This is a genomic window from uncultured Mucilaginibacter sp. (genome assembly GCF_937859865.1).
Taxonomy (GTDB): Bacteria; Bacteroidota; Bacteroidia; order Sphingobacteriales; family Sphingobacteriaceae; genus Mucilaginibacter_A.
Genome location: NZ_CALMAT010000086.1, coordinates 1 through 13066, shown reverse-complemented (window position 1 = coordinate 13066; position 13066 = coordinate 1). Strand labels below are relative to the sequence as shown.

At 41.6% G+C, this 13066-nt stretch carries 12 protein-coding genes; 8 read left to right on the top strand and 4 right to left on the bottom strand.

The window, feature by feature from the left end; all coding sequences use genetic code 11:
* A partial coding sequence (locus tag Q0192_RS09220; protein WP_299289193.1) for a S9 family peptidase occupies positions 1-1960 on the top strand: 1960 nt, incomplete at its 5' end.
* Between the two features lie 298 nt (positions 1961-2258).
* On the opposite strand, the gene mutY is transcribed toward Q0192_RS09220, so the two are convergent.
* Positions 2259-3341 (bottom strand): A/G-specific adenine glycosylase, encoded by a 1083-nt coding sequence (gene mutY, locus Q0192_RS09215; protein ID WP_299289192.1) that lies wholly within the window; start codon positions 3339-3341, stop codon positions 2259-2261.
* A gap of 156 nt (positions 3342-3497) precedes the next feature.
* On the opposite strand from mutY, the gene Q0192_RS09210 reads away from it, so the two are divergent.
* From Q0192_RS09210 to Q0192_RS09185, 7 genes are all read left to right on the top strand, one after another.
* Positions 3498-3788 carry an HU family DNA-binding protein gene (locus Q0192_RS09210; RefSeq protein ID WP_299289191.1) on the top strand — a complete coding sequence of 97 codons (291 nt, stop codon included), beginning with the start codon at positions 3498-3500 and terminating at the stop codon, positions 3786-3788.
* Positions 3789-3805: 17 nt separating this feature from the next.
* The gene (locus Q0192_RS09205; protein WP_299289190.1) at positions 3806-4669 is read left to right on the top strand and encodes a tetratricopeptide repeat protein; all 864 of its coding nucleotides are present in this window, start codon (positions 3806-3808) and stop codon (positions 4667-4669) included.
* Positions 4670-4698: 29 nt separating this feature from the next.
* On the top strand, positions 4699-4788 hold the full coding sequence (locus Q0192_RS18770; RefSeq protein WP_008506795.1) for a hypothetical protein: 90 nt from the start codon (positions 4699-4701) through the stop codon (positions 4786-4788).
* 123 nt (positions 4789-4911) lie between these two features.
* Positions 4912-6462 (top strand): Rne/Rng family ribonuclease, encoded by a 1551-nt coding sequence (locus tag Q0192_RS09200; protein WP_299289189.1) that lies wholly within the window; start codon positions 4912-4914, stop codon positions 6460-6462.
* A gap of 368 nt (positions 6463-6830) precedes the next feature.
* Positions 6831-8240: a DNA repair protein RadA gene (gene radA / locus Q0192_RS09195; RefSeq protein ID WP_299289188.1), complete on the top strand. Its 1410-nt coding sequence runs from the start codon at positions 6831-6833 to the stop codon at positions 8238-8240.
* 39 nt (positions 8241-8279) lie between these two features.
* Positions 8280-8882 carry a Uma2 family endonuclease gene (locus tag Q0192_RS09190; protein ID WP_299289187.1) on the top strand — a complete coding sequence of 201 codons (603 nt, stop codon included), beginning with the start codon at positions 8280-8282 and terminating at the stop codon, positions 8880-8882.
* Positions 8883-8955: 73 nt separating this feature from the next.
* Entirely contained in the window at positions 8956-9444 is a 489-nt protein-coding gene (locus Q0192_RS09185) for a DUF4920 domain-containing protein (protein WP_299289186.1), read from the top strand.
* A gap of 107 nt (positions 9445-9551) precedes the next feature.
* Here the strand turns inward: Q0192_RS09185 and Q0192_RS09180 are convergent, their stop codons facing one another.
* The 3 genes from Q0192_RS09180 to carB all read right to left on the bottom strand — a co-directional run.
* Positions 9552-10121: a class I SAM-dependent methyltransferase gene (locus Q0192_RS09180; protein WP_299289185.1), complete on the bottom strand. Its 570-nt coding sequence runs from the start codon at positions 10119-10121 to the stop codon at positions 9552-9554.
* A gap of 37 nt (positions 10122-10158) precedes the next feature.
* On the bottom strand, positions 10159-10884 hold the full coding sequence (locus Q0192_RS09175) for a methyltransferase domain-containing protein (RefSeq protein ID WP_299289184.1): 726 nt from the start codon (positions 10882-10884) through the stop codon (positions 10159-10161).
* Between the two features lie 41 nt (positions 10885-10925).
* The coding region (gene carB / locus Q0192_RS09170; RefSeq protein WP_299289183.1) for a carbamoyl-phosphate synthase large subunit at positions 10926-13066 on the bottom strand (2141 nt) is incomplete at its 5' end.

Sequence of the window (13066 nt, the reverse complement as noted above, 5' to 3'; positions counted from 1 at the left end):
AACGGCTCCGCTTGCCGTCCGGAGTTTTACTTTTTCTGATGACGGCAAAAAGGTATTGATCTACACCAATAGCAAAAAAGTTTGGCGTTATGATACCCGCGGCGATTATTGGGTGGCCGACTTGGCTGCAAAAACCTTGAAACAAGTGGGCAGTGCGCGCCCGGTTTCTTCATTGATGTTTGCCAAGTTTTCGCCTGATGCGGGTAAAGTTGGTTATGTAAGCGAACACAATATCTACACCGAGGATTTAAAAACCGGCGCGGTAAAAAAGCTAACGACCGACGGAACAAAAAAACTAATTAACGGAACTTTTGATTGGGTTTATGAAGAAGAGCTGGATTGCCGCGACGGTTTCCGTTGGTCGCCGGACGAGAAATTCATCGCTTATTGGCAGTTAGATGCCAACAAAATCCGAAACTACCTGATGCTGAACACCACGGACTCGCTTTACCCTTTTACTGTTCCGGTTGAGTATCCCGTTGTTGGCGAAAACCCAAGCCGTTGCAAAATTGGCGTAGTAAATGTAAGCAGCGGAAAAACAACCTGGATGAAAGTGCCGGGTGATGCCATGCAGCATTATATCCCACGGATGGAATGGGCGGCAAATTCATCCCAATTGATTGTCCAGCAACTTAATCGCCGGCAAAACGAAAGCAAGATTATATTGTGCAATGCGGTTTCGGGCGAGGCAAAAACCATTCATACCGAAACCGACAAAGCATGGGTGGATGCCAAAGCAGAACCTATGGGTTGGGATTGGCTAAACCAGGGCAAAAGTTTTATCTGGCTGAGCGAGAAAGATGGCTGGAGGCATATTTACAACATCAGCCGAAACGGGCAGGAAAAGCTTTTAACACAAGGCGATTATGACGTGATCAGTTTGGAGCGCATTGACGAAAAGGACAATTTAATCTATTTTATGGCTTCGCCGGAAAACGCCACGCAGCAATATTTATACAAAATAAACCTGGACGGCAGCGGAAAAGCAGAACGCGTAACACCTGCAACTTTGCCCGGAACACATACTTATGATATTTCGCCAAATGGAAAAGTGGCATTGCATTATTTCTCCAGCAGTTCTACGGCACCGGTGTTTAACGTGGTTTCGTTGCCCGCACACCTGGAACTAGCTGAAAGGCCAGCTTCCGGCCGCAGCCGTAACGCTGCTGCAAATAAGACCGAGTTTTTCAAGGTAAAAACAGCAGATGGCGTAACAATGGACGGCTGGATGGTAAAGCCAACCAACTTTGATTCGACCAAAAAATACCCGATCGTGTTTTATGTTTACGGCGAACCGGCTAGCCAAACGGTGAAAGATACGTACGGCGTAAGTTCCAACCGTTTGTATGTGGGCAATATGGCCAACGATGGTTACATTTATGTTTCGGTAGAAAACCGTGGGTCGCCGGCACCAAAAGGCCGCGAATGGCGCAAAGCGATTTATCATAACATCGGTTCGATCAACATCCGCGACCAGGCCATGGCGGCGAAGGAAATTTTGAAAAAAAGTTATGTAGATACCAGCCGGGTTGCGGTTTGGGGCTGGAGCGGCGGCGGTTCTTCAACCTTAAACCTGATGTTCCAATATCCGGAAATTTACAAAACCGGGATTTCGATTGCTGCGGTTGATAACCAATTGAACTACGATAACATTTACCAGGAGCGCTACATGGGTTTATTGCCGGAAGACAAGCATTTTTTTGTGGATAATTCTCCCTTGGCACACGCCCAAAACCTGCGTGGCAACTTGCTGATTATTCATGGGACTGGCGATGACAACGTACACTATAATAATGCCGAGCAGATGATTAATGCGCTGATCAAAAACAATAAGGTTTTCCAGTTGATGAGTTACCCAAACCGGACGCATGCCATTTCGGAAGGCGAAGGCACGAGCCGGCATTTGGCTACAACTTACACACAGTTTTTAAAAGAGCATTGTCCGCCCGGCGCACATTGATTTTTAGGTGGTAAAAGAAGCATCAATAGTAATTGTTTAAACTCATTTCTAACTACTTCTTTTATGGCATCAAATTTAAGGTCATCCCCCTAACACCCCTTCAAAGGGGGAAACCTATCGCCTACCTTTCTAAAGTTTAAAATTTTGGAGATAGAAAGATATACGCCCTGGTCCTCTTCCCCCTTTGAAGGGGGTTAGGGGGATGAGTTGATTGTCATTTGACTAATTTCTATCCTATTTTCTTATATAAAAATCTAAACAACTTTAATCGTGCTTCTTTTACCACCCAAAATTCTTATTATAAAAAAAGCATTTCTGTTTGCCGGGCTGGTTCGTGGTAAAACTGATCTAAAAACCGGTGGATAATTTTTGGCATGGCCAGTTTTTCTAACGAAGCAACCGAAGTGTAAAACCAGGAAGCCTGCAAGTTGACATCTGTTTGGTTAACTTGCAGATGGATAAACCTGGCAAAAACCCGTTGGTGCGTTAAAATGTGTTTTTGGATGGAAGAAGCAGAAATGATCACAGCCTGATTTCCAAAAAAATGGTTAAAACCGGGTAATGCAACAACTTCTTCCACCGGCACAAAAGCGGATGTTTCAATCAAAGGCAAATCATATAGATTAGCCCAAATATCATCAATGCTTCTTTTATTGAGCAAAATTTGGTGTTGATCGGCCAGCAAAAAATAATTGAAATAACGCTCCTTGATTTTCAGGTTTTTCAATTTTACCGGCAATAAGTTGATGCGGTTGGTTTGATAAGCATTGCAAACTTCACGGACCGGGCAGATTTGGCAATCCGGTTTTTTGGGTTTGCACAGCATTGCGCCAAATTCCATCATCGCCTGGTTGTGTTGGCCGGGATGTTTTCGGTCTAAAACCTCATCCGCCAATCGCTGAAAAAGCTTTTTCCCGATTGATGAATTGATGGGCTCTTCCACGCCAAACCATCGCGCCAAAACACGATATACATTTCCATCAACCACGGCTTTTGCTTCATCAGCCGCAAAAGAGGAAATGGCGGCTGCGGTATATTCGCCAATGCCTTTTAACTGGATGAGTTCTTCATACGTTGTCGGGAAAATTCCATCGTTCTTTTCGAGAATTTGGCGAGCTGTTGTCAGCATGTTTCTTCCGCGCGAGTAATAGCCCAATCCTTGCCAAAGCTTTAAAATTTCATCTTCGGAAGCCTGGGCAAAAGCCGTAACATCTGGATATTTTTCTAAAAAACGGTAGAAGTAAGGCATCCCTTGCTCTACCCGCGTTTGCTGTAAAATCACTTCAGAAAGCCAGATGGTATAAGCATCGGTTGTGTTGCGCCAGGGCAAGTCGCGTTTGTGCTGCATGTACCAGTTTTGTATTTCCTCGCTCCAATTCATCCGACAAAAATACGCAGCCAAAAGCTTAACCAAATCATTGTTAGGCAGATGTGTAAATAAAAAAAACGGAATTTTTTTCGGTGTTTCGTTTTAAAGCAATACTTTTGCAACCCCAAAACAGCAATAGGATTACAAATAAATAAGAGCAAACAGCAAATGACTAAAGCGGAGATAATAGCTGAAATTTCTACCAAAACAGGGATAGAAAAAGTAGATGTGCAGGAAACAGTGGAAGCCTTTTTTAAGGTGGTAAAAGGGGCAATGGTTACCGGGGAAAATGTTTACGTACGCGGCTTTGGTAGTTTTATTGTTAAAAAAAGGGCTGAAAAAACAGCAAGAAATATTTCTAAAAATACGGCGATCATTATCCCGGAGCATTTTATCCCAAGCTTTAAACCGGCAAAAACTTTTGTAGAAAAAGTACGCACGGGCAACAAATCAAAATAAGGTAAGTAATTTTTAGCATGAAAAAGAAGCAAATAGGTGTAGTTGTAATTGTTGTTGCAATGATGGTCTATTTAATTTCTTTGCCGGTTAAAGGGTTGATCAGGCCGAAAGAAGAACGTACCAGGCCGGGCGCAACTGGTGGCGCAATGCAACATGAGGAGCAGCCTACCAACCGGATTGACGAAGATTATGTGGCGGTTGCAGCCAAAAAACTACTTACTCCGCAAATGGCAGCAGAAATTTCGGATAAAGAAGCCCGGCTTAAAAGCTCAGCTTCTGACAAGGAACAAATAACGATCGCAAAAGACTTGGCCCATACCTGGGACGATTTGAACGTGCCTGCACCGGCTGCCTTTTATTACTTATCCATAGCAAGAAAAGAAAACACAGCAGAAAACTGGTTAAATGCCGGCAGCCGTTTTAACGATGCTTATAAACTAACCCAAGACACCGTAGCCCAGCCAACATTTCTAGTCAACGCGGTCGAGTCTTTTAAAAAAGCATTACAGTTAGCGCCCGATAATTTAGAAGCACAAACCGGTTTGGGCATTGCTGATGTAAACGGCGGCGCGCCAAGCCCGATGACAGGCATTGGTTTGTTATTAGGCGTGGTTGCCAAAGACCCGAAAAATTTGAAAGCAAACTTAAACTTAGGTTTGTTTTCTATGAAATCCGGCCAGTTTGAAAAAGCCGTACAGCGTTTTAAAACTGTGGTAGAACAGAAGCCGGAAGTGGAGCCTTACTTTTACCTGGCCGAAAGCTACAAACAGTTGGGCATGAAACCCGAAGCAATTGCCGCTTACCAAAAATGCAAAGAAATGGTTGTTGATGCCGCTTTTAACCAAAAGATGGACGAGTACATCAAAGAATTGAAGAATTAAAAATTAAAATAATCTAAATTAAAGAAGTTATGCCAAGCGGTAAAAAAAGAAAACGCCATAAAATGGCCACCCACAAACGGAAAAAACGATTAAGAAAAAACAGGCATAAAAAGAAGTAGTTTACGCTTTTCCCATTTAACGGCACTCTGTGGTACAGGGCGCCTTTTCTTGTTTTTCTGATAAATTTTCTTAATTTTTTTTAATATAACGGTCGTTATTTTCCGTTAATAAGGAGTAAGTAATTGATAAAAGAATTAGTTATCGATGCTTCCCCGGCTGGCGCAACTATTGCTTTGTTGCAAAACAAGCAGCTTGTAGAACTTCACAAAGAGCAAACCAACAACAATTACACCGTTGGTGATATTTATTTGGGGCGGATTAAAAAAATCATGCCCAGCTTAAATGCTGCTTTTGTAGATGTTGGCTACGAAAAAGATGCTTTCCTGCATTACCTTGATCTGGGTGCGCAGGTACAGTCTTTGTTAAAACTGACTAAAACAGTCCGTGGCGGAAGTTATAAATCAAAACTGCTGGATCATTTTACGCTTGAAAAAGATATTGCCAAATCAGGTAAAATCTCGGATATTTTAAGTAAAAACCAGTTGATACCGGTTCAGATCGCTAAAGAACCGATTTCTACCAAAGGCCCCAGGCTCAGTTCCGATCTGTCTATCGCAGGTCGGTACGTGGTATTGGTACCTTTTTCGGATGTTATTTCCATCTCCAAAAAGATCAAAAGCAATACCGAACGCAACCGGTTGCGTAAGATCGTAGAAAGCATCAAGCCTAAAAACTTTGGGGTAATTATCCGTACCGTTTCTGAAGAAAAAGGCGTGGACGAGTTGCAGAAAGACCTGTTGGACCTGATTGCAAAATGGGAATCTTTCACCACACGTTTGCCTGCAACAGAACCTGCAAAAAAGGTTTTGGGCGAAATAGACCGCACCTCCACTTTGTTGCGCGATTTGTTGAATGCTGATTTTCAAGGCATCACCGTGAACGATCAGTCTATTTTCGAGGAAGTACGATCGTACGTCAAAGAAATTTCTCCAGACCTGGAAAACATAGTTAAGCTGTATAAAAACAGCATTCCTGTTTTTGAGCATTTGGGTATCGAAAAGCAAATCAAATCCGCTTTTGGAAAAACGGTAAACCTGCCTGGCGGTGCGTATTTGGTGATCGAGCATACCGAAGCCTTGCACGTAATTGATGTAAACAGCGGAAACCGGACAGCCAGCAAAGAAAACCAGGAAGAAAATGCGTTCCAGGTAAACAAAGAAGCCGCAAAAGAAATTGCGCGTCAACTGCGTTTGCGCGATATGGGAGGCATTGTGGTAATTGATTTTATAGATATGCACAACCCGAACAACCGCAAGGATTTGTTTGAGTTTATGCGCGATGAAATGCGGCTCGACCGGGCAAAGCACACCGTTTTGCCACCAAGTAAATTTGGTTTGGTGCAGTTGACCAGGCAGCGCGTGCGGCCGGAAATGAACATTGTTACTTCGGAAATTTGCCCAACCTGCAACGGGACAGGAACTGTCCGCCCGAGCATTTTGTTGCTGGACGATATCGAGAACAACCTTAATTACGTTTTGCAGGAACAGAACGAAAAAGGCATTACTTTGTGCGTTCACCCTTATATTGAAGCCTACATCAAAAAAGGCATTTATAACCGCCAAATGAAATGGTATTTCCGTTATCACCAGTGGATTAAGGTAAAAAGTATGCTCAATTATACCATGAACGAGTTCCATTTCCTGTCTTCTAAAGACGAAGAAATTAAACTTTAGCATTCCGAAAAAAAACTGCAAGGTTTACGGTTTTACAAAATGTACCAACATTGTAAAACTGTAAACCTTTTTTGTTGATACTGTTTTTACCAGTGTTTTTTTGGTGAAAATTCCGTAAATTGTATTCCTGAATCAGCTTAAGTTTAAACGCTGTTTTACTTAGGGCGTGTTTAAATTTTGTTCCGTTTATTGGCCATGCTTCTTTTATCACCTAAAAATTGGCAAACATTTGGTTTTTGATTTTATTTAAATTTTACAAATACCAATTTTTATAGGGTAAAAGAAGCATTGTATTTTTTCTTGCATAAATTTAAACAAGCTTTTAATCCTGTAATCATTTTTAACAATCCTAAAATTTTAACAATAACTTGGCTAAAACTAAAAGTGCCTATTTTTGCCAGAGCTGCGGCTTTGAAGCGCCTAAATGGTTGGGCAAATGTCCGCAATGTGGGCAATGGAATACGTTTGTAGAAGAAGTGATTGAGAAAGCAAACACGGCAGTTCCGGAGTGGAAACCAGCCACTACCAGTTTGCAGCGCGCTAACAAACCTGTCCCGGTTTCGGAAATTGCTTTTACGGAAGAAGACCGTTTAATTACGCCCGACAAAGAATTAAACCGTGTTTTAGGCGGAGGAATTGTTGGCGGTTCGTTGATTTTGTTGGGCGGCGAACCCGGAATCGGAAAATCAACTTTGATGCTGCAATTGGCTTTGATTATTCCGGGTTTAAAAGTGCTTTATGTTTCGGGCGAGGAAAGTGAGCGGCAAATCAAAATGCGTTCTGAGCGCATCAGTGCTTCTTTTACCACTAAAATTAATAACCCGTTTGTACTGGTAGAAACTTCTACCCAAAATATTTTTAAGCAGATTGAAGCGATTGAACCGGATTTGGTGATCATTGATTCGATCCAAACCTTGCATTCGGCACATATCGAATCTACGCCCGGAAGCGTTTCGCAAGTGCGCGAATGCACGGCCGAACTAATGCGTTTTGCCAAAGAAACTTCTACGCCAGTTTTCCTGATCGGCCACATTACCAAAGATGGCGCCATTGCCGGACCAAAAATTTTGGAACACATGGTGGATACGGTTTTGCAGTTTGAAGGCGACCGGCACCATGTTTATCGAATACTGCGCACCATCAAAAACCGTTTTGGTTCTTCTTCCGAATTGGGGATTTATGAAATGCAGGGAGAAGGTTTGCGCGAAGTTTCCAATCCATCCGAAATATTGTTGTCGCAACGGGACGAAGCGTTGAGCGGCATCACCATCTCCGCAACTTTAGAAGGCATGCGGCCCATGCTGATTGAAACCCAAGCTTTGGTAAGCCCTTCGCCTTATGGCACACCGCAACGTTCGGCCACTGGTTTTGACAATAAGCGGATGAATATGTTGCTGGCCGTTCTTGAAAAACGATGTGGTTTTAAGCTGAGTGCCAAAGACGTTTTCCTAAACATTACCGGCGGAATTCGGGTAGAAGACCCGGCAATTGATTTGGGTTTGGCAGCAGCCATTATTTCTTCGCAGGAAGATATTCCGGTTTCTTTTAAAACCTGTTTTGCCGGCGAGTTAGGTTTATCCGGAGAAATCCGCGCCGTAAACCGTGTGGAACAACGTATTGCCGAAGCGCAAAAATTAGGTTTCGAGCAAATTGTTATTTCCCGGTACAACCTTCCCGCTGGCGGAAAAAATAAAAAAGTTTTGGATTTTTCAAGATATGATATTGAAGTAAAAGCCGTTAGCCGGATTGAGGAAGTTTTTCAGTTGCTTTTTGGCTGAGGAATACCTAAATTTATTAGTGATAAAAACAGTATGTTTATGGAAACTCAGGAAATAATGCAATTATCTGATCTCGATCTTTCAAAAACTTATACTTACGCTGATTATTTACAGTGGAAGTTTGATGAGCGAATTGAATTAATAAAAGGCAGGATTTTTAAAATGAGTCCGGCACCGAGTTCCTACCATCAGGAAATAGCTGCAGAGGTAACCAGGGTTTTTGCAAATTATTTAAAAGGGAAAACGTGTAAAGTTTATCCTGCTCCTTTTGACGTTCGGCTTACTAAGAAGTCATTGATGGACGAAGATGTAACTACAGTTGTACAACCTGATATTTGTGTGGTTTGCGACCGAAGTAAAATTGACAAGAGTGGTTGTATTGGTGCACCGGATATTGTTGTAGAAATCCTTTCTCCAGGCAATAACAAAACTGAGTTACAGAATAAATATGATGTTTATGAAGAAAACGGTGTGCAAGAATACTGGATTGTTTCCCCGCAACAAAAAACATTTTTAAAATATGTTTTAAATCAGGACGGCGTTTACGTAGCTTCAAAATTATTACCTTCAAACGCTGAAGTTACTACACCAATTCTTCCTGGTTTTGTATTGAAGTTAGAAGATGTTTTTGCAGATAATTAAGTCAACTGCTTTTATCTTAATCAAAACCTTCTGTTTTTTTAAAGGTTAATGCTTTAGATTGATTTTAAAACTTATGAAAAAAATGTTCTTCTCCATAGCCGTTCTTTTTAGCGCTTTAACGGTTTCGGCACAGCAAGGAGCGATGCAGCCTCAAGGCAGTGCGTCCAGCATATCACCAAAAGGAAAAGTTTACGGTGAAAAAGTAGATGTAAAAACAGTACACCCCATCGGTGATTTGAATGTTTATTTCGGGCGCCGCACTTCAGTTACCACCACCATTATTGCAAAAGTAACCGACGTTGATAAAAGCGGCGACTTTTTTTACGTGAAAGACAACAAAGGGCGGCCGGTAACTGTCCGCTTTAAAAATGCCGGTTCTAAAATTCCGCAAGATGTAAAAGGCAAAACAGTGCTGATTGACGGCGTGATTTCTAAAAACTTTATCGCCAACAACAAACAACATTATGCCGGTTCTAACGAAGGCATGGATAAAAACGACGAAAAAAAGAACAATGCCGGGACTTATGAAATGGCTGCTCGCGGTGTGCAGTTAATGAATTAGCGATACTGTTTTTACCCATAAAAAAACCACGTTTGCTTTAAGTAGACGTGGTTTTTTTATGGGTAAAAAAAGCATTGGTTTCAATTAAGAGAACCAGAAGATCAAAATTATTTCTTACTTGCAATGATGATTCCGGTAGCCCAACGCAATTTTGTAAGCGTTATATCAGTACGGTTATCTAAATCTGCAATCAGTTTTAATGCTTTTTCCTGATGTCCTTCCGGCCAGTTCGGTTGCGGCAGCATATCATCTAAAATGTAAAGCCCGCCCGGTTTAAGCATCGCTAATGCTTCTTTTAGCATTAAATATTTGCCATGCCAGGTATCTGCAAAAATAAAGTCGAACTCCAGGTTTTGGTTGAGCCATTCGCCGGCATCGGCACAAATTAAATCAAGGCGATTATCGGATAGATATTCTTTGGCGATATTTAAAAAACGGGCATCATTATCTACTGAAATTAAGGCAGAAGTGCTATCCATTCCGTCTAAAATCCAAGCCGTAGATAAACCTGTACCAGTTCCTAATTCCAAAAATTTTCCGCCTGGTTTTGAAGCAGCCAAAGTTTTTAGCAGCGAACAAGTCAGCGGATCAGAAGCCATGGTAAAACCGGATTGTTTGGTGGCTTCGTCTATTGGAAAATAGGAAGCAGGGAAATTTTGGGTGATTGCTTCTGTCATGATTGTTAAAGTAATAAGCTTACTAAAATAATTTTCGTTATTCCTTTTGGGCAATAATTGTAACCATTCTGTTTACTAAATCTTTATGCTGAATTTTAAAACCATGTTTATTAAGAAAGCTTTCTATTTTAACTGAAGTTATTCGTACTTTATAATAAGAACTAATGCTTTGCTTCCAATCAGCTTCTGTTTTTGAATTTAACAAATCAGTTACTAATACCTTATCATCAAAATAATCCAAGCAACAAGTAAGAATCCTGCTCTCATCACTTTTTACGAAAATAAAACGGTCATTTCCTGATACTGCTTTAGTGTAATCTCTAAAAGAAAGAATCAACTTTCCCTCATTATAAAGTGTACCAGCACAATCTTCAATTAGTTGCTCAACTTCTTTTATGTTGTTAAGATGAGTGATGGTATCGCCTGCACAAATTATAAGTTCTGAATTGTTAATTGTATAGTTTCTGACAGATTTTATATCAGCATTAATTATTTCGATTGGTAAACCAATACTGTTTTGTTCTAATTCATTTAACAATTGTCTGTTAAAATCAATTGCTTTAACAGTAAATCCAATTTTAGCCAACGATATACTTTGAATTCCGTGTCCTGCACCTAAATCAATAGCTTGTCCTGTACTCGTTGGTCTAATGTTTCGGCTTTCAAAATAATCCTGCTGTTCATTCTGCTTGATTTCAAAGTCTCCAACCATCCAGGAATAAAAATTCCCCAAATGGTTGTCATAATGTTCTTTTACACTCATATAACAAAAAGTAAAAAATTATGCGATAAAAGAAGCATCCCTTATTTGCTCAAATACATTGATTTTTCTTTGTACAAATGGCGGAAATACGGGTCTTCCAAATCGCGGATAAAACGGATCGCTTCTCCCGTGGATTTCATTTCCGGGCCTAATTCTTTGTTCACTTCCGGGAATTTATCAAAAGAGAAAACGGGTTCTTTAATAGCGTAACCTTGCAACTTCCGTTCAATCGTAAAATCTTTAAGCATGTTGGCGCCCAACATAATCTTTGCTGCAATATTGATATAAGGCACGTCATAAGCTTTGGCGATGAAAGGAACGGTACGCGAAGCACGCGGATTAGCTTCGATCACATAAACTTCTTCGTTTTTAATTGCAAATTGGATGTTCAACAGGCCGCAAACATTTAAAGCCTTGGAAATTTTAACGGTGTGTTCTTCCATTTGCCGGATCACATTTTCCGACAAGTTGAAAGGCGGCAAAACGGCACTCGAATCACCGGAATGAATTCCCGCAGGTTCGATATGTTCCATTAAACCAATAATATGCACATCTTCGCCATCACCAATCGAATCAGATTCGGCTTCTTCGGCACGATCCAAAAAATGATCAATCAAAACACGGTTCCCGGGAAGGTTTTTGAGGAGATTTACGACAGCTTTTTCCAAGTCTTCATCATTGATGACGATGCTCATGCCTTGTCCGCCCAACACATAACTTGGCCGAACCAAAACCGGATAACCAACCTGATGCGCCACAACCAATGCTTCTTCGGCACTTTCGGCAACGCCATATCTTGGATAAGGAATTCCCAATTCTTTCAACAAATCAGAAAAACGGCCCCGGTCTTCGGCAATATCCATGTTATCATAACTCGTTCCGATAATTTTGATACCGTGTTCGTGCAGCTTTTCGGCCATTTTTAAAGCCGTTTGCCCGCCCAACTGAACGATTACACCTTCCGGTTTTTCCAGATCAATAATTTCCCGAACATGTTCCCAGAAAACCGGCTCGAAATACAGCTTATCCGCCATGTTAAAATCGGTAGAAACAGTTTCGGGATTGCAATTGATCATGATAGATTCAAAACCGCATTCTTTTGCAGCCAGCAAACCGTGCACACAACTGTAATCAAACTCAATTCCCTGGCCGATCCGGTTTGGGCCGGAACCTAAAACAATAATTTTTTTCTTGTCGGAAACAACAGATTCATTTTCGCCTTCGTAAGTAGAATAATAATAAGGCGTTTTGGCCTGAAACTCTGCCGCACAAGTATCCACCATTTTATAAACGCGGTGCAAACCTAATTCCTTGCGGCGTTGATAAACGTCTTCCTCGCTTACATGCTGTAAAACATAAGCAATCTGTGCATCCGAAAAGCCTTTTTGTTTTAAGGTGAAGAAGAAATCTCTTGGAATATTGTTGAGTGAATAACGCCGCAGTTCGATTTCTAAATTCACCACTTCCTGAATCTGGTTCAAAAACCAGCGGTCTATTTTAGTTACTTTACGAACAGATTCTATCGGGACGCCCAAACTCAACGCATCATAAACATGGAACAACCGATCCCAGCTTGGATGCTCCAAACTGTACATGATTTCATCTAAGTTTCGGCTTTGCCTTCCATCAGCACCTAAGCCTGCACGGCCAATTTCCAAACTCTGACAAGCTTTTTGCAACGCTTCAATAAAGCTACGGCCAATGCCCATCACTTCGCCTACCGATTTCATTTGCAAACCCAACTCACGGTTGGCACCTTTAAATTTATCAAAGTTCCAACGCGGGATTTTAACGATGACGTAATCCAAAGTTGGCTCAAAGTAAGCAGAAGTGGTTTTGGTAATCTGGTTTTGCAGTTCGTCCAGGTTAAAACCGATGGCTAATTTGGCCGCAATTTTAGCGATTGGATAACCGGTTGCTTTGGAAGCTAAGGCTGAGGAACGGGAAACGCGCGGGTTAATTTCAATCGCAATAATATCATCGTTGGCCGGGTTAACCGAAAACTGCACGTTGCAACCACCCGCAAAATTGCCAATGGCGCGCATCATTTTGATGGCCTGGTCGCGCATAGATTGGTAAGCGCGGTCGCTCAACGTCATGGCTGGCGCAACGGTGATCGAATCACCGGTGTGGATGCCCATCGGATCAAAGTTTTCAATCGAGCAAATGATGATGACGTTGT